The organism is Streptomyces sp. NPDC088387 (genome assembly GCF_044753385.1).
In the GTDB taxonomy this organism is placed as follows: Bacteria; Actinomycetota; Actinomycetes; order Streptomycetales; family Streptomycetaceae; genus Streptomyces.
In genome coordinates this window covers 689,527-705,906 of sequence record NZ_JBIVNC010000003.1, presented here as the reverse complement: position 1 = coordinate 705,906, position 16,380 = coordinate 689,527, and the positions used below count along the sequence as shown (strand labels likewise).

14 protein-coding genes and 1 pseudogene are annotated in these 16,380 nt (G+C 72.2%); 10 read left to right on the top strand and 5 right to left on the bottom strand.

The genetic code is table 11. The annotated features are described in order from the left end of the window. Window positions 1–164: 164 nt before the first annotated feature. Together ACIQAC_RS11345 and ACIQAC_RS11340 are read left to right on the top strand one after the other, a co-directional pair. Complete coding sequence (locus ACIQAC_RS11345) at window positions 165–1,427, top strand: threonine aldolase family protein (protein WP_402189190.1); 1,263 nt, start codon at window positions 165–167, stop codon at window positions 1,425–1,427. 128 nt (window positions 1,428–1,555) lie between these two features. Continuing rightward, on the top strand, window positions 1,556–2,659 hold the full coding sequence (locus tag ACIQAC_RS11340) for a DUF5937 family protein (protein WP_402189189.1): 1,104 nt from the start codon (window positions 1,556–1,558) through the stop codon (window positions 2,657–2,659). A gap of 15 nt (window positions 2,660–2,674) precedes the next feature. On the opposite strand, the pseudogene ACIQAC_RS11335 reads toward ACIQAC_RS11340, so the two are convergent. The 3 genes and pseudogenes from ACIQAC_RS11335 to ACIQAC_RS11325 all read right to left on the bottom strand — a co-directional run. After that, window positions 2,675–2,908, bottom strand: a pseudogene (locus ACIQAC_RS11335) (ATP-binding protein); the annotation flags it as partial. Window positions 2,909–3,026: 118 nt separating this feature from the next. Continuing rightward, on the bottom strand, window positions 3,027–3,698 hold the full coding sequence (locus ACIQAC_RS11330; protein ID WP_402189187.1) for a response regulator: 672 nt from the start codon (window positions 3,696–3,698) through the stop codon (window positions 3,027–3,029). Window positions 3,699–3,780: 82 nt separating this feature from the next. Further along, complete coding sequence (locus tag ACIQAC_RS11325; RefSeq protein WP_402189186.1) at window positions 3,781–4,983, bottom strand: sensor histidine kinase; 1,203 nt, start codon at window positions 4,981–4,983, stop codon at window positions 3,781–3,783. A gap of 307 nt (window positions 4,984–5,290) precedes the next feature. Between ACIQAC_RS11325 and ACIQAC_RS11320 the strand changes: the two genes are divergently transcribed. Beyond that, entirely contained in the window at window positions 5,291–6,328 is a 1,038-nt protein-coding gene (locus ACIQAC_RS11320) for an SAM-dependent methyltransferase (protein WP_402189324.1), read from the top strand. A 37-nt stretch (window positions 6,329–6,365) separates the two neighbouring features. Here ACIQAC_RS11320 and ACIQAC_RS11315 read toward each other — a convergent pair whose 3' ends face one another. Continuing rightward, window positions 6,366–7,517, bottom strand: a complete 1,152-nt coding sequence (locus tag ACIQAC_RS11315; RefSeq protein ID WP_402189185.1) for an NADH-quinone oxidoreductase subunit D — start codon at window positions 7,515–7,517, stop codon at window positions 6,366–6,368. 31 nt (window positions 7,518–7,548) lie between these two features. Between ACIQAC_RS11315 and ACIQAC_RS11310 the strand changes: the two genes are divergently transcribed. Continuing rightward, a complete protein-coding gene (locus ACIQAC_RS11310; RefSeq protein ID WP_402189184.1) occupies window positions 7,549–8,052 on the top strand; it encodes a PH domain-containing protein in 504 nt (167 codons plus the stop codon). Next, on the top strand, window positions 8,049–9,383 hold the full coding sequence (locus ACIQAC_RS11305) for a PH domain-containing protein (protein ID WP_402189183.1): 1,335 nt from the start codon (window positions 8,049–8,051) through the stop codon (window positions 9,381–9,383). The genes ACIQAC_RS11310 and ACIQAC_RS11305 overlap by 4 nt, the downstream gene beginning before the upstream one ends. Before the next feature lie 107 nt (window positions 9,384–9,490). Here the strand turns inward: ACIQAC_RS11305 and ACIQAC_RS11300 are convergent, their stop codons facing one another. Next, window positions 9,491–11,167: a hypothetical protein gene (locus ACIQAC_RS11300; protein ID WP_402189182.1), complete on the bottom strand. Its 1,677-nt coding sequence runs from the start codon at window positions 11,165–11,167 to the stop codon at window positions 9,491–9,493. A 530-nt stretch (window positions 11,168–11,697) separates the two neighbouring features. Between ACIQAC_RS11300 and ACIQAC_RS11295 the strand changes: the two genes are divergently transcribed. The 5 genes from ACIQAC_RS11295 (at window position 11,698) to folK (ending at window position 16,355) form a co-directional block, all read left to right on the top strand. Then, window positions 11,698–13,533: a phosphatidylglycerol lysyltransferase domain-containing protein gene (locus ACIQAC_RS11295; RefSeq protein WP_402189180.1), complete on the top strand. Its 1,836-nt coding sequence runs from the start codon at window positions 11,698–11,700 to the stop codon at window positions 13,531–13,533. A 100-nt stretch (window positions 13,534–13,633) separates the two neighbouring features. Further along, window positions 13,634–14,638: a dihydropteroate synthase gene (gene folP / locus ACIQAC_RS11290; protein ID WP_402189179.1), complete on the top strand. Its 1,005-nt coding sequence runs from the start codon at window positions 13,634–13,636 to the stop codon at window positions 14,636–14,638. After that, on the top strand, window positions 14,635–15,138 hold the full coding sequence (locus ACIQAC_RS11285) for a nuclear transport factor 2 family protein (protein WP_402189178.1): 504 nt from the start codon (window positions 14,635–14,637) through the stop codon (window positions 15,136–15,138). Before folP ends, ACIQAC_RS11285 begins: the two co-directional genes overlap by 4 nt. Window positions 15,139–15,387: 249 nt before the next feature. Then, complete coding sequence (gene folB / locus ACIQAC_RS11280; protein WP_402189176.1) at window positions 15,388–15,747, top strand: dihydroneopterin aldolase; 360 nt, start codon at window positions 15,388–15,390, stop codon at window positions 15,745–15,747. Beyond that, complete coding sequence (folK, locus tag ACIQAC_RS11275) at window positions 15,744–16,355, top strand: 2-amino-4-hydroxy-6-hydroxymethyldihydropteridine diphosphokinase (protein WP_402189174.1); 612 nt, start codon at window positions 15,744–15,746, stop codon at window positions 16,353–16,355. The genes folB and folK overlap by 4 nt, the downstream gene beginning before the upstream one ends. Window positions 16,356–16,380: the final 25 nt, after the last annotated feature.

The window sequence follows — 16,380 nt, the reverse complement described above, 5'->3', positions numbered from 1 at the left end:
GTACCGGACGATTTCTCGTCATGTTAACGCGATTGGTTCCCGGGGCGTCCGGTTGTCCACAGGCTGTGGGTACTCGCCGGTCTCCCCGGCGTGGCGGTACCCACCCGTCCACGCACCCGCAAAACCGGGTGCCCGCGCGGTGGCGGGCGGGGGATGATCCGGGCATGAGCGATGGCGATGAGCGGGACGCGCGGGGTGCCGGGCCGGGTGGCGGGGGCGCCGGTCAGGCCGGTCAGGCCGGTCCGGACGTACCGGGTGACGAGTCCTCCTCGGCCGAGGAGCAGCGCAAGCGACGCTTCGCGCGGCGCAGAGCCGCGTACGGGAGCGCGCGGCGGAAGTTCGCGCACTCCAGCGTCCTCGGCTCGCTGAGGGACCGTCTGGCCCTGCTGGAGTCGGCCGAGGAGCTGTACGACCTCGACGAACCGGCCGACATGTACGGCAACGGCATCGTCGCCGCCCTGGAGGAGAAGGTCGCCGAGCTGCTCGGCGCGGAGGCCGCCGCGTTCTTCCCGACCGGCACGATGGCCCAGCAGGTCGCCCTGCGCTGCTGGGCCGGCCGCACCGGCGTCCCCACGGTCGCCCTGCACGGCCTCTCCCACCCCGAGGTGCACGAGCGCAACGCGCTCAGCGAGGTCAGCGGCCTGCGCCCGGTCCGCGTCACGAGCGAGCCCCGGCTGCCGACCGCCGCCGAGGTGCGCGACTTCGAGGAGCCGTTCGGCGCGCTGATGCTGGAACTGCCCCTCAGGGAGGCCGGTTTCCTGTTGCCCACCTTCGAGGAGCTCACGGAGATCGTGGAGGCGGCGCGCGAGCGCGACGCGGTGGTGCACTTCGACGGCGCGCGCCTGTGGGAGACGACCGTCCACTTCGGCCGCCCCCTGCCCGAGATCGCGGGCCTCGCGGACAGCGTCTACGTGTCGTTCTACAAGTCCCTCAACGGCTTCTCCGGCGCGGCCCTCGCCGGTCCCGGCACGCTGATCGAGGAGGCCAGGGCCTGGCGGCACCGGTACGGCGGCCAGCTCTTCCAGCAGTTCCCGACCGCGCTGTCCGCCCTCGCCGGGCTGGAGCGCGAGCTGCCCCGGCTGCCGGACTACGTGCGGCACGCGCGCGTGGTCGCCGCCGCGCTGCGCGAGGGGTTCGCCGCGGCGGGGCTGCCCTGGTCCCGCGTCCACCCCGACGAGCCGTACACCTACGAGTTCCAGGTCTGGCTGCCGTACGACGTCGATGTCGTCTCGGAGGCCGCGATCCGGCATGCCGAGGAGAGCGGGACCCTGCTGTTCGCCCGCCCCTGGGACGCCCCCGGCCCCGGTCTCGCCGTCACGGAGATCGACGTACGGGCGCCGGGGCTGGAGTGGGGCGCGGAGGACGTGAAGGCGGCGGTCGTGGAGTTCGTGGCGGTGCTGATGGACGAGGCCCGGAAGGCCGGGTAGGGCGGTAGGCCGGGTAGGACGGAAGGCCGGGTAGGGGCGGCCTCTTGAGCAGCGGCAACGCCCCGGTCGATTGACGGCGGTCGTCAATCGACGACGGCGTTGTCAGTGGCAGGAGGCACCATGGCGTTATGAGCGTGACCATCGACATCGCCGGGGTGCGGCCGGAGAGGATCGCCGTCGTGCCCTCTCCCCTGGCCGAGCTGGGCATGGCGCTGCACGCGCTGTCGGAGCCGGGCCACCATCCGGGACTTCAGGGCTGGGTGACCGGTGCGACCGCGCGGCTCGACCCGCATCTGGCCGACCGGATGTGCGAGGCCGACTTCCTGTGGCGGACCACGTTCTCCGACCTGTTCATGCCGTACGCGGGCATCCACGGCGGGACCGCGCTGCCCTGCGGGACCCTCGCCGAGGAACTGGACCAGCTGGACAAGCTCTCGGACGAGCAGTTCGTGGACGCGGCGCTCGAGTTCACGTGCGCGCTGCCCTACAGCACGCCGCCGCTCGACGTGCTCGCCGACGCGGAGCTGCGCCGCCGCGCGCTGGAGCTGGCCGCCGCGCGGGGACCGCAGCAACTGCGGTTCAGTCAGCGCCTGCTCGCCGATCCGCCGCGGATCCGGTTCTGGCTGCGGCAGTTCCTCCAGGACTGCGACGAGGCCTTCTTCGCCGACGCGTGGGCGCGGCTGCGCCACCAGCTGACCGCCGACGCACGGCACAAGACGGAGCTGATGCGGCACAAGGGCCTGGGCGACGCGCTCGCCGCCGTGTCACCGGCCGTGTCGCTCGACGAGGCCGGACGGATCGTCGTGGACAAGCTGCGCCAGGGCCACTGCGTGGTCGGGGACGGCGGTCTGCTGCTTGTGCCGACCAGCCTCGGCTGGCCGCACCTGAGTGTGCTGCACCGGCACGGCTGGCAGCCAGTCCTGCACTACCCCGTGGGCTCCCCCGAGCCGGCCGCGCCGCCGTCGATCGAGCAGCTGACCCTGCGGATGACCGCGCTGTCCCACCCGATGCGTATGCAGCTCTGCCGCAATCTCGCGCGCAGCACGTACACCACCGGTGAGCTGGCGCAGATCCACACCATGACGGCACCGGAGATATCCCGGCACCTGAGCGTGCTCAAGAAGGCGGGCCTGATCACCACACGCCGACGCGGGCGGTACGTGCTGTACCAGCTGGACGCCGCCGCCGTGGCCCGGCTGGGCAGCGACTTCCTGGAGGCGCTGCTGCGGTGACCCGGCCCGTGCTCGGTCGAACCGGATGTGCCGGATCCCGACGCCCGCCTGCCGCAGCCGGGTCCGTACGGGGCCCTCGTTGTTGGGGCGCAGTCCGAGGCCGGCCAGGACGGCGATGCGGTCCGCCGTCTTCGGTACGGTCGTGTGGTCCGTCCACAGGTGCTCGGCGAACTCCGGCTCGCTCAGCCGCTCCAGACAGTGGTCGAGCCGCCGCACGGCCCAACTCTCACGGCGCAGCCCCGACTTCTCGACACCCCGCCCACCGTGGCCGAGTTCACCCAGCCGAAGGGGCCGTTGATCCACAGCAGCATGCGCAGACCCCACCGACGCCGCCACCCGGCTCGCACGTAATACGGCCGGACCCCGCTCAGCCCTGCCCTCCGGCCCGCACCAGCCCCGTCTCGTACGCCAGGACCACGACCTGCACCCGGTCCCGCAGACCCAGCTTGGTCAGGATGCGGCCCACGTGGGTCTTCACCGTCGCCTCGGACAGGACGAGCCGCGCGGCGATCTCCCCGTTGGACAGGCCCTGCGCGACCAGCACCATGACCTCGCGCTCCCGGCCGGTGAGCCGCTCCAGCTCCTTGTGCTCGGGCTGCTTGCCGGCGCTCGGCAGCATCGGCGCGAACCGGTCGAGGAGCCGGCGTGTGGTCGACGGGGCCACCACGGCGTCGCCGCTGTGCACGGAACGGATCGCGGTCAGCAGCTCGCCCGGCGGCACGTCCTTGAGCATAAAACCGGAGGCGCCCGCCTTCAGGCCGGAGAAGGCGTACTCGTCGAGGTCGAAGGTGGTCAGGATGAGCACCTTCGGCGGATTGGGGTCGGAGCAGATGCGCCGGGTCGTCTCCACCCCGTCCAGCTTCGGCATACGGACGTCCATCAGCACCACGTCCACGGCGGTCGCCGCGAGCACCTGGAGCGCCTCCACGCCGTCGCCCGCTTCCGCGACGACCTCCATGTCCGGCTGTGCGGCGAGCACCATCCGGAATCCGGTGCGCAGCAGCACCTGGTCGTCGACGAGCATCACGCGGATCGTCATCGGGCTCTTCCGTCCTTCGGCCTGTGGGGGGCGGGGCTGGTAGTGGGCTGTTACAGGTGTCAACAGGGGGCGTGCGACGTCGTCAGTGCGCCGGTTTGAGCGGGAGCAGGGCGCTGATGCGGAATCCTCCGCCGGGGCGGGGGCCCGCGTCCAGGGTGCCGCCGACCATGCCGACCCGCTCCCGCATGCCGATCAGGCCGTGGCCCTGTCCGTCGACGCCGCCCTCCTCGTACAGCTCGTGCGGGGCGCCCTTGCCGTCGTCCTCGACGAGCAGGCCGAGGCCGTCGTCGAAGTAGACCAGCCGCACACTCGCGCCCGTGTTGGGCCCGCCGTGCTTGCGGGTGTTGGTGAGCGCCTCCTGCACGATCCGGTACGCCGTCAGCTCGACACCGCTCGGCAGCGGGCGGGGTGTGCCCTCGACCTTGAAGTCGACGGGCAGACCCGAGCCGCGGCACTGCTCGACCAGGTCCTCTATCTGCTGCACGTCGGGCTGCGGGACATACTCGCCGCCCTCCTGGTGCTCACCCGTGCGCAGCACACCGAGCAGGCGGCGCATCTCGGCGAGGGCCTGGCGGCCGGTGGAGGAGATCGTCTCCAGGGCCTTCTTCGCCTGGTCGGGCGCGGCGTCGAGGACGTAGGCGGCGCCGTCGGCCTGCACGACCATCACCGACACGTTGTGCGCGACGACGTCGTGCAGTTCGCGGGCGATCCGCGCGCGTTCGGCGGCGACCGCGACCTTGGCCTGTGCCTCGCGCTCCTTCTCCAGCCGGGTCGCGCGCTCCTCCAGCTGTGCGAAGTAGGCGCGCCGGGTGCGGATCGAGTCGCCGAGCACCCAGGCCAGCGCGAACGGCACGGTCTGAAGGACCGCGACCACCACGTTGCCCGCCGCGCCGGTGTCCTGGAGTGGCCAGCGGATCTGCGCGAGTGGTGCCGCGCACAGGCCGCCTATCAGCGCGAACCGGGACGCCCATCGCGCGCCGTCCGCCGCCACCGTGTAGACGATCACCAGCAGCGCGAAGTCCGCCAGGGTCGTCGAGACGTCCAGCACGACCTGTATCAGGCCGACGGCCGCGGCAAGGATCAGCATGTACTCCGGCATCCGGCGGCGCAGCGTGATCACAACACCGAGGAGCAGGGCGACGGGGACGGTCAGCCAGGGGGCGTCGGTCCCGAGGTCGGCCTGCCCGGCGGCCGAGGCCACCACGGACATCCCGACGAGGACGAGGGCCCAGAAGCCGTCGACCCACGTCGGGTGCCTGCGGAGGAAGTCATAGAGACGCTGCACGTAACCCAGCGTAGGGATGCGCGACAGGTGCCGGGGTCAACCGGAGGACCGATCCGTGTCCCACGCGCGTACTCCGCAAGGTGGAGGCCCCGTTGTCCAGGACGCCTAGCCTGGCGACGTGACGGATGACACGACGCACACGCCGATCCCGCCGGGCGCGCACCACACAGCACCGGGGCACGGGAGGCTGGAGGTCGCTGCGGAGGGGGCCGGGCAGGCGTCGGCGGGTGGGGCTCGCGAGGCGGACGAGACGGCGACACATGGGGCGCGGGAATCTCTGGGCGTGGGCGCGCACGGCCCGGCGCACATGCCTCGGGCCACGCCCCCCGACGCACCGGCCGCGCCCGCCGCCGGTGCGTGGCGGGGCTGGCGAGCGGCCGCGCAGGACGCGCTCTACGGCCCCCGCGGCTTCTACCGCCGCCCCGAGGGCCCCGCCGGCCACTTCCGTACGTCGGTGCACGCCTCGCCCCTGTTCGCGGAGGCGGTCGCGCGGCTGTTCCGCCGGGTGGACGCGGCGCTGGGCCGGCCCGAGGTGGTCGACTTCGTCGACATGGGAGCGGGCCGCGGAGAGCTGATCACCGGTGTGCTCGACGCGCTGCCCGCCGAGGTGGCCACCCGCACGCGCGCGTACGCCGTCGAGATCGCCGCGCGGCCCGAGGACCTCGACCCCCGGATCGAGTGGCGCGCCGCACCCCCGCGGGACGTGACCGGCCTGCTGTTCGCCAATGAGTGGCTGGACAACGTGCCCCTGGACATCGCCGAGGTGGACCGCGCGGGAGTGCCGCGCCTCGTGCTCGTACGGGAGGACGGGACCGAGCGTCTCGGAGAGCCGGTCACCGGCGCGGAGGCACGGTGGCTCGCGCGATGGTGGCCGCTGCCGGCCGAAGAGGGACTGCGGGCCGAAGAGGGGCTGCGGGCGGAGATCGGGCTGCCGCGGGACGCCGCCTGGGCGGACGCGGTGGCGAGCGTCTCGCGCGGACTCGCGGTGGCGGCCGACTACGCGCACACCGCCGACACCCGCCCACCGTTCGGCACACTCACCGGCTTCCGCGAAGGACGCGAGACCGCACCGGTGCCCGACGGCTCGTGCGATGTCACGGCGCATGTCGCGCTCGACGCGTGCGCGGCACGGGACGGGCGCCTGCTCCGGCAGCGCGACGCCCTGCACACCCTTGGCATCACCGGCGCACGCCCCCCGCTCACACTCGCGACCACCGACCCCGCGGCCTACGTACGCGCTCTCGCGAGCGCCGGAGAAGCCGCGGAACTCACCGCACAGGGCGGCCTCGGCGACTTCGGCTGGCTCGTCCAGCCGGTAGGAATTCCGGACCCACTAGCCGATTGACGACCCTCACCGATCGCCTGTTCGTCGATCCGATCGCCTATTTGTCGATGTCCCCGACCACAAAGAACATCGACCCCAGAATCGCCACCATGTCCGCCACCAAGGTGCCCGGCAGCAGTTCGGTGAGTACCTGGATGTTGTTGTACGACGCCGAACGCAGCTTGAGCCGGTACGGGGTCTTCTCGCCCTTGCTGACGAGGTAGTAGCCGTTGATGCCGAGCGGGTTCTCGGTCCAGGCGTAGGTGTGGCCCTCGGGTGCCTTGAGGACCTTCGGCAGGCGCTGGTTGATCGGGCCGGGCGGCAGGTCGGCGAGCCGGTCGAGACACGCGTCGGCGAGATCCAGGGCGTTGTGCGTCTGCTCAAGAAGACACTCGAAGCGCGCGAGGCAGTCGCCCTCCTGCCGGGTCACGACCTTGAGGACGTCCTGGAGTTCGCCGTACCCGAGATACGGCTCGTCGCGCCGCAGGTCGAGGTCGAGGCCCGCGGCGCGCGCGATCGGCCCGCTCACGCCGTACGCCTGCGCGATCCCGGGCGTCAGTGTGCCGACCCCCCGGGTGCGACCGCGGAAGATCTCGTTGCCGAGCACCAGGTCGTCGAAGCGGTCCATGCGCGAGCGCACGGCGGAGACGGCGCCACGCGCGCGGGAGGCCCATCCGGCCGGAAGGTCCTCCTTGAGGCCGCCGACACGGTTGAACATGTAGTGCATCCGGCCGCCGGAGACCTCCTCCATGACGTTCTGGAGCACCTCACGCTCGCGGAACGCGTAGAAGACCGGGGTGATACCGCCCAGCTCCAGCGGATACGACCCCAGGAACATCAGGTGGTTCAGCACCCGGTTCAGCTCGGCGAGCAGCGTGCGGGTCCACACCGCGCGGGTGGGCACCTCCATGCCGAGCATGCGCTCGACGGCGAGCACCACACCGAGTTCGTTGGAGAAGGCCGACAGCCAGTCGTGGCGGTTGGCGAGCATGATGATCTGGCGGTAGTCGCGCGCCTCGAAGAGCTTCTCCGCACCGCGGTGCATATAGCCGATCACGGGCTCGGCGTGGTTGATGCGCTCCCCGTCGAGGACCAGCTTCAGCCGCAGCACACCGTGGGTGGACGGATGCTGCGGTCCGATGTTGAGCACCATGTCGGTGCTCTCCGCGGCGCCGCCGATCCCGACCATGGTCTCCGTCGTTGGAGTCATGGTCCCAGTCTGTCCTACGTAGGCTGACGGTATGGAGACGGGGAGCCCGCACAGCGCGGGAACAGCGCAGGCCGAGCCGGAGTGGATCGGGCTGCCGCCGGGGCTGCTGCGCATGCGGCGGTTGCTGCTGGTGGTGTGGCTGGGACTGCTGACCCTCGCCACCGGGCTGCTGCCGGGGCTGCTGGCCGGTCCCGCGTGGGCGGCGTTCGCGCTGCTGCCGCTGGCGCTGACCGGGTGGGGCTGGGTGATGCTCGGCCGCAACTGGCGCTCCTGGCGGTACGCGGAACGCGCCGACGACCTGCTGATCAGCAAGGGTGTCCTGTGGCACGAGGAGACCGTGGTGCCGTACGGGCGGATGCAGCTCGTGGAGGTCACCTCCGGCCCCGTGGAGCGCTACTTCGGGCTGGCCAGCGTGCAGCTGCACACGGCGGCCGCGGCGTCCGACGCGACCATCCCCGGCCTCCACCCGGACGAGGCGGAACGGCTGCGCGACCGGCTCACCGAGCTGGGCGAGGCACGATCGGCGGGGCTGTGACGACGCCGGGCACCGACGACGCCGTACGCCCCGCGGAGCCCCTGGCCGAGCGGCGGCTGCACCCCGTGACACCGTTCCGGCGCGCGTGGGCACCCATCGCCGTGGTCATCGGCTGGGCGCTGCACGACCCCGACCAGGCGCAGCGCCAGCTGACCCGCCTGACGACGACCACCCTCCTGATAGCCCTCGGCGTGGTGATACCCGCCGCCGCCCTCTACGGCTTCCTCACCTGGTGGTTCACCCACTTCGCGGTGACGGACACCGAACTGCGCATCCGTACGGGCCTGTTGTTCCGGCGCACCGCGCACATCCGCCTCGAACGCCTCCAGGCCGTCGACATCACCCAGCCGCTCCTCGCGCGCGTGGCGGGCGTTTCCAAGCTGCGCCTGGACGTCATAGGCGCCGACAAGAAGGACGAACTCGCCTTCCTGGGCGAGGGCGAGGCACGCGCGCTGCGGGCCGAACTCCTCGCGCGTGCCGCCGGTTTCGCCCCCGAGACGGCCCACGAGGTCGGCGAGGCCCCCTCCCGCGAGCTGCTGCGCGTACCGGCCCGCGACCTGGCGATCTCGCTGCTGCTGACCGGCGCGACCTGGGGCACGCTGGCCGCCGCCGTCGTCGTACCGCCAGTGCTGTGGTTCTTCACCCACAGCCTGTGGACGGTGATCGCGACCGGTCTGCCGCTGATCGGCGCGGCGGGCGCGAGCAGTGTGGGGCGGTTTGTCGCCGAGTACGACTGGAAACTCGCCGAGTCGCCGGACGGGCTGCGCATCGACCACGGACTCCTCGACCGGTCGCACGAGACCGTGCCGCCCGGACGCGTGCAGACCGTACGGATCGTCGAACCGCTGCTGTGGCGGCGGCGCGGCTGGGTGAAGGTCGAGCTGGCGGTGGCCGGTTCGAGCAACTCGCTGCTGCTGCCGGTCGCTCCGCGCGCGATCGCCGAGGCGATCGTCGCGCGCGTACTGCCCGGAGTGACGGTTCCCCCGGCGTCCGCCCTGTCCCGCCCGCCGCGCCGGGCGGGACGCTGCGTGCCGCTGTGGTGGCGCGGCTACGGGCTCACCGTCACGGACGCCGTCTTCGCGACCCGCAAAGGACTGCTCAGGCGCCGGCTGGCCCTGGTTCCGCACGCGAAGGTGCAGAGCGTACGGCTCACCCAAGGGCCCTGGCAGCGCCTCTGGGACGTCGCGGACGTCCATGTGGACACGGGGGCCAACCAGAGCGAGACAGCGCGCCTGAGAGGCACCAAGGAGGCCGCGGAGCTGCTGCGGGCGCAGGCGGAGCGGTCCCGCACCGGCCGCCGGGACGCGCGCCCCGACCGCTGGATGGCCTGACGGGCCCGGAACATGCGGGAGCCCGGCGCCGAGACGCCGGGCTCCCGGGGGACGGGGAACGGGGAACGGGGAGCAGCGAACGGGGAACAGGGGAACAGGGGCAGGCTTCAGGAGACCGCGCTGCGCAGTCCACCCAGGTCGATGTGCTCGGTCTCGTCGTGCTCGGTCAGGTCGATGACCCGCCCGTTCTCCTCCGAGTCCGCCGTCTTCTCCCCGGCGGGCTTGAACTCGCCCTCCGCCTCCGCCTTGTGCAGGTCGAGCGCCTCCTGGCCGACGACGTCGGCGAGGTCCTCGTTCTGCACGGCGTCCAGCGCGTCCGACCCGTCCTGCTTCGTACCGAAGAAGTCGAATCCCCCCTCGACCGAGGGGCGCGCGGGCGCGGCCGGTACGACGGCCACCGCGGTCGGCACGGTGAAGTGCCCCGTCGGCTGCTGGACCGACGCGGCGGGCCGCGTCTCCGCGGCCACGACGGCGTCGCTCTGCGCGTGGGACGCGGCGCCGGGGGCCGCGTACTCCTGGACCCGGTCCGTGGAGGTGGCGACCGCGTGCTCCTGCGCGTCGGCCGCCCCGGGCTTCCCCTGCGCCTCGTCCTCCTGCGCGGCCTCCGTGTCACCGGTCGCGGCCGGTGCGGAGGCGGCGCCCTGCGCCGGAACGGTGGCCCGGACCGGCTCGGACGGTTCCGTGCGGGGGTGGTGGGCGTTGGGGGCGGGTGCCGGGGTCTCCGTAGTCGTACGGTTCGCGCCTTCGGCGGCCTCACCGCGCGGGCCGGGATCCGGGTCCGGATCGAGGTCGGGGTCGGACTCGGACTCGTGCTTGTGCTCGTGGGAGCCGGCAGGCTCCTGGCCAACGGCGTCCCGACCGACGGAGTCCTCGTCGTCCAACTCGTCGAGTTCCGAGTCGTCGAACTCCTGGGCCTCGTCCTCCGCCACGGCCGCGTCGTCCGCTACAGCCGCGTCGTCCGATCGAACGTCCTCGTCCGATCCATCGCCGTCTTCTTCCGACTCTCCCGATTCCCCCGAATCCTCCGACTCTTCCGATACGACGATGCCGTCGTCCTCGGATTCGCCGTCCTCGGCGTTCTCGTCCTGACCCTCGTCCTCAAGGCGCGAAAGCGCCGCCTGCGCGCGAAGGAACAACCGGGAGCCGTCGGGCGAGAAGACCGCCGGCGTGTCGGACTCCTCGTCGACGGACTCGGCGTCGTCGTCGTCCGACTCGGCATCCTCCGCGACCACGGCCTGCTCGTCGCCGTCCAGGGGCGCGTCCGAAGAAACACCGGCCTCGGACTTCGACTCAGCCTCCGACTCGCCCTCGGCGTCCACGTCCTCCGCCGCCGGCCCCGGCGGCAACGCGCGCGAGGGCGTGGTCGCCTCTATCTCAAGCAGACGACGGCCCTCCAGGGCGCTGGCCCGCTCGGTCTCCGCCGTGGCGTACCGCCGCAGCAGTGCCGCGTGCTCGTTGCGCAGGCCGGTCAGTTCGGAGCGCTTGGCCCGGAGGCGCTGTTCCAACTTGACGCGCAGATCGCGCGACTCCTCCAGGTCGGACTCCAGTTCGGCGATACGTTCCTCGTGACGCCACTCGTCGCTCGCCCGCGCGCGTACGAGGTCGGCGACCTGCTTGCCCGCCTGCATGTCCCAGTGCCGCATGACGACCGCGCCGATGACAGCCGTCACCGCGGCGGCCGCGGCCAGCACGCGGAGCATCGCTGTCTCCGTGAACACCCAGGGGCCGAGCGCGCAGAGGATGGAGACGCCCGCGATCGCCGACGGGGGCAGCAGCCTGTGCAAGGGCGGGGAATGGCGATGACGTCCACGTGGCATGGCCAGAAACTTACCGCGCGTAGGCGAATCGTGGTGCCCCGGGCCGTAAAAACACGGCCACTCCAAGGCGTTCAGTTGGTATCAACTCGGTATCGGCGAAGAGAGCCGTACCGGAGTTCCGCAAGATCAACTAGTTGGCATGCACCATTGATCGCCGTACGGAATCCGAACTCCCCTGATCCGCGGCCTATTTGGGCCCCACTCTCGACCCGCCGGGGCGCAATTCCGCATTCCTCCCGCATGATCACGGACGCCCGGTTCCGATGCCGTCGACGGATTGCCGTACGGCCCGCGTCCCGCACCGCCCTCCCCGCCTGCGCTTTCCCTCGCACACCGGCACGTCACCCGCCACTTGCCCCCGCTTTTCACGAGCTTTGAACCGGCTTTGGAAGGAAGAGTGAACCTCCCTCCCCAAGACACCGTCCTAGAGGGCGCAATGTCGCCGGATGCCCGAATCGGTACCCGTCGCACGGTCTCTCGCTGAACTACGGGATGCGATGTCTGTCAGGGAAGATGAGGAAAAGTCGGGCAAGGCCGCGGCTCCGGTTCGTGACGGCCGCGTTCGGCGTCTGCTGCGCGGTCCGCGCGCCGAGTCCGTTCCCGTTCTGGCGGCGCGGGCCGGCGCGCTGGTGGGCCTTCTGGACATCGCCGCCGGAGTCTTCCCACGCTTTCGGCACAGCCGTATGCACACCCTCGCCGAGGTACTGCCCGGCGCGCTGGGCCCCTACGCGGCGGCGCTCTCACTGAGCACGGGTGTGCTGCTGCTCCTCCTCGCCCACGGGCTCAGGCGGAGCAAACGGCGGGCCTGGCGGGCGGCGGTGGGGCTGCTGCCGATAGGCGCCACGGCCCAGTTCACCTACCGCCACTCGCTCGTCGGCGCCCTGATCTCGCTGGCGCTGCTGTGGGCCCTGCTGCGCCACCGCGACCAGTTCGTCTCCCTGCCCGACCCGCGCAGCCGCTGGCGCGCGCTGGCCAACTTCGTCCTCATGGGCGCCGGTTCACTGGTCCTCGGCCTGGTCGTCGTCAGCGTGCACGGCCGGCACATGGTCGGCGACCCGAGCCTGGCGGCCCGCATCACCCACGTCCTGTACGGCCTGTTCGGCTTCCAGGGCCCGGTCGACTACCAGGGCACCACGTCCTCCACGGTGGCCGTCTCCCTGGGCGCCCTGGGCCTGCTCACCGCCGTCACCACGGCCTACCTCGCCCTGCGCCCAGAACACCCCGCCGCACGTCTCACCGAGGACGACGAGAGCAGACTCCGCGCCCTGCTGGACCGACACGGCGGCCGCGACTCCCTCGGCCACTTCGCGCTGCGCCGCGACAAGGCGGTGGTGTTCTCCCCCAGCGGCAAGGCGGCCGTCACCTACCGCGTGGTCTCCGGCGTGATGCTCGCCAGCGGCGACCCCATCGGCGACGTCGAGGCCTGGCCCGGCGCCATCGAACGCTTCATGGACGTGGCCCGCGCCCACTCCTGGACCCCCGCCGTCATGGGCTGCTCCGAGACCGGCGGCGAGGTCTGGACCCGCGAAACGGGCCTGGACGCCCTCGAACTGGGCGACGAGGCGGTGGTGGACGTCCCGGATTTCTCGCTCGCCGGCCGCGCGATGCGCAACGTGCGCCAGATGGTCAAGCGCATCGAGCGCGCCGGTTACGAGACCCGGGTACGACGCGTGCGTGACCTCGGCGACGCCGAGCTGGAGCGGATCCGCCGCGCGGCGGACGCCTGGCGCGGCACCGACACCGAGCGCGGTTTCTCCATGGCGCTGGGCCGCGTCGGCGACCCCTCCGACGGCGACTGCCTCGTCGCCACCGCCCACCGGGCCGACACGCCCACGGGTCCGTACGGCGATCTCAAGGCGGTCCTGCACTTCGTGCCGTGGGGCGACGACGGGGTCTCCCTGGACCTCATGCGGCGCGACCGCGCGGCCGACCCCGGGATGAACGAACTGCTCATCGTGGCGGCGCTCCGGGCCGCCCCGCAGTTCGGCATCGCGCGCGTGTCGCTCAACTTCGCGATGTTCCGCTCGGCGCTGTCGCGCGGCGAGAGGATCGGCGCGGGTCCGGTGCTGCGCGCGTGGCGCGGACTGCTGGTGTTCCTGTCGCGCTGGTTCCAGATCGAGTCGCTGTACCGGTTCAACGCGAAGTTCCAGCCGCGCTGGGAGCCCCGCTTCGTCGTCTACCGCGCCTCCGCCGACCTTCCGCGCCTGGGCCTGGCCGCCCTGCGCGCCGAGGGCTTCGTCGACCTCGCCCCACCCCGCCTCCTGCGCCGCCGCCCGCGCACACCCCGCCCGTGCGCCCACGGCACGGCGGAACGGGGGGTCCGCGCGGTATGAGCGACCCCGCATGAAGGAAACAGGGCTCTCGCCGGTCCCCCCGACCCGCCCCGCGCGGGCGCCGCGAAGCCCTCGGCCTGCGGGGGCCTACGCTGAACGTATGAGCAAGCAGAGCGGACGCCGGAGCGTCGCGGGCCTTCCGACCTGGGACCGCTGCGCGGTCATGGGGGTCGTGAACGTGACGCCCGATTCCTTCTCCGACGGAGGCCGCTGGTTCGACACGACGGCGGCGATCAAGCACGGCCTGGACCTGGTCTCCGAGGGCGCGGACCTGGTCGACGTGGGTGGCGAGTCCACCCGCCCGGGCGCGACGCGGGTCGACGAGGCCGAGGAGCTGCGGCGGGTCGTCCCCGTCGTCCGCGGCCTCGTCGCCGAGGGCGCCGTGGTCTCCGTCGACACCATGCGCGCCTCGGTCGCCGAGCAGGCCCTCGCCGCCGGCGCCGCCCTCGTCAACGACGTCAGCGGCGGACTCGCCGACCCCGCGATGATCCCGGTCGTCGCCGCGGCCGGCGCCCCCTTCGTCGTTATGCACTGGCGCGGCTTCCTGGAGGGCGGCAACGTCCGGGGCGTCTACGAGGACGTCGTCACCGAAGTCGTCGAGGAACTGCACGCGCGCGTGCGGGCCGTCCTGGACGGAGGCATCGCCCCGGACCACATCGTCGTCGACCCCGGCCTCGGCTTCTCCAAGGACGTCGAGCACGACCTCGCGCTCCTCGCCCACCTCGACCGGCTCGACGCACTCGGCCACCCACTGCTGGTCGCCGCGTCCCGCAAACGGTTCCTGGGCCGCGTACTGGCCGGCCCCGGCGGCGCCCCGCCGCCCGCGCGCGAACGCGACGCGGCCACCGCCGCCGTCTCCGCCCTCGCGGCCCAGGCCGGCGCCTGGGCGGTGCGCGTACACGAGGTGCACGCGACGGCCGACGCGGTACGGGTCGCCCGCGCGGTCGAGGGAGCGCGCGACGAGCCTCCGCACGCCGGGCGCGCACAGCGCGCCGAAGACGCGCACGCGCCAGAAACCCGGCGTGCGCAGGAGCCCTCGCACCAGCCTGCCACCACCTCCACCACCGCCACCCCCGACGCGCCCTCCAACGAAGGAGCCCGGTGAGCGCCCCCCACACCGACGTAGAGCAGGTGGAAGCCGCCAACGCCGCCTTCTACGAGGCACTGGAGCAGGGCGACTTCGAGACGGTCTCCACGCTCTGGCTCGCCCCCTCCGACCTGGGCGTCGATGAGGAGTACCACGACCCGGCCGACACCGGCGTGGTCTCCTGCGTGCACCCCGGCTGGCCCGTGCTCACCGGCCGCGGCGAGGTCCTGCGGTCGTACGCGCTGATCATGGCGAACACCGACTACATCCAGTTCTTCCTCACCGACGTGCATGTCTCCGTCACCGGCGACACGGCCGTGGTGACCTGCACGGAGAACATCCTCAGCGGCGGCCCCGCCCCCGAGGACGGCGACGAGCTGGGCCCGCTCGTCGGCCAGCTCGTGGTCGCGACCAACGTGTTCCGACGTACGCCGGAGGGCTGGAAAATCTGGTCGCACCACGCTTCGCCGGTTCTGGCCGAAAACGACGAGGAAGAGGGCGAGGAGACACCCTCCTGAGTGGGTAGGCGCCCCGCAGGGACCAAGAGGTGGTTCGAATCACCGGCCCCCGGGTAGACGCGGCTACCGACCCATGAGCCGCCGGGTTCCCCGAGGGAAACACCCGGTGAAACCTCCTGGGCCCGGCCCGGACCCACGCCCCCGTGGCCCGGAGCTGTCAGTGCCCGCAGGTAGATTCGTCCGAGGCCGTTCCTCCCGCCCGCACGCGGTACGGAGCGGTCGTCACCGACGATTGCAGGAGTGATTCGCGTGGATCGTGTCGCGCTGCGCGGCCTGAAGGCCCGTGGGCACCACGGCGTGTTCCCCAAGGAGCGCGAGGAGGGCCAGATCTTCGTGGTCGACCTCGTGCTCGGCCTGGACACGCGCCCGGCCGCGGCCGACGACGACCTGACGAAGACCGTGCACTACGGGATCGTCGCCGAGGAGGTCGTGGCCGTCGTCGAGGGCGAGCCCGTCAACCTCATCGAGACGCTCGCCGGCCGTATCGCCGAGGTCTGCCTGAAGCACGAGGGGGTCCAGGAGGTCGAGGTCTGCGTCCACAAGCCGGACGCGCCGATCACGGTCCCCTTCGACGACGTGACCGTCACCATCACCCGGAGCCGAGTATGACCGCACCTTTCACCAAGGGTCACAGCGATCCGACCGTCCAGCCGGTACCCGCCTCCGTCGTCGAGCAGGTCGACGCCGCCGACATCACCCTCCAGAACCCGAGGCGCGCCGTGATCGCCCTCGGCTCCAACCTGGGCAACCGCCTGGAGACCCTCCAGGGCGCGATCGACGCCCTGGAGGACACCCCGGGCGTACGCATCAAGGCCGTCTCACCCGTCTACGAGACGGAGCCCTGGGGCGTCGACCCCGACAGCCAGCCCTCGTACTTCAACGCGGTCGTGGTACTCAAGACCACCCTCCCGCCGTCCTCCCTGCTGGAGCGGGCACACGCGGTCGAGGAGGCCTTCCACCGCGTCCGCGACGAGCACTGGGGCCCGCGCACCCTCGACGTCGACATCGTGTCCTACGCCGATCTCGTCTCCGACGACCCGCAGCTCACCCTCCCTCACCCGCGCGCCCACGAACGCGCCTTCGTCCTGGTGCCCTGGCACGACGTCGACCCCGGCGCCCAGCTGCCCGGCCGCGGCGCCGTCGCCGAACTCCTCGGTGTCGTCACCCGCGAGGGCGTCGCCGCCCGCGACGATCTGGAACTCCGGCTGCCCGAGTAGTCGTTAAGGTCAGGACGACCGCACA

Excerpts from the sequence above, each read along its gene's own strand:
- ACIQAC_RS11345 (WP_402189190.1), top strand. The coding sequence starts at position 165 with ATGAGCGATGGCGATGAGCGGGACGCGCGGGGTGCCGGGCCGGGTGGC.
- ACIQAC_RS11340 (WP_402189189.1), top strand. The coding sequence starts at position 1,556 with ATGAGCGTGACCATCGACATCGCCGGGGTGCGGCCGGAGAGGATCGCC.
- ACIQAC_RS11330 (WP_402189187.1), bottom strand. The coding sequence starts at position 3,698 with ATGACGATCCGCGTGATGCTCGTCGACGACCAGGTGCTGCTGCGCACC.
- ACIQAC_RS11320 (WP_402189324.1), top strand. The coding sequence starts at position 5,291 with ATGCCTCGGGCCACGCCCCCCGACGCACCGGCCGCGCCCGCCGCCGGT.
- ACIQAC_RS11315 (WP_402189185.1), bottom strand. The coding sequence starts at position 7,517 with ATGACTCCAACGACGGAGACCATGGTCGGGATCGGCGGCGCCGCGGAG.
- ACIQAC_RS11310 (WP_402189184.1), top strand. The coding sequence starts at position 7,549 with ATGGAGACGGGGAGCCCGCACAGCGCGGGAACAGCGCAGGCCGAGCCG.
- ACIQAC_RS11295 (WP_402189180.1), top strand. The coding sequence starts at position 11,698 with ATGTCTGTCAGGGAAGATGAGGAAAAGTCGGGCAAGGCCGCGGCTCCG.
- folP (WP_402189179.1), top strand. The coding sequence starts at position 13,634 with ATGAGCAAGCAGAGCGGACGCCGGAGCGTCGCGGGCCTTCCGACCTGG.
- folK (WP_402189174.1), top strand. The coding sequence starts at position 15,744 with ATGACCGCACCTTTCACCAAGGGTCACAGCGATCCGACCGTCCAGCCG.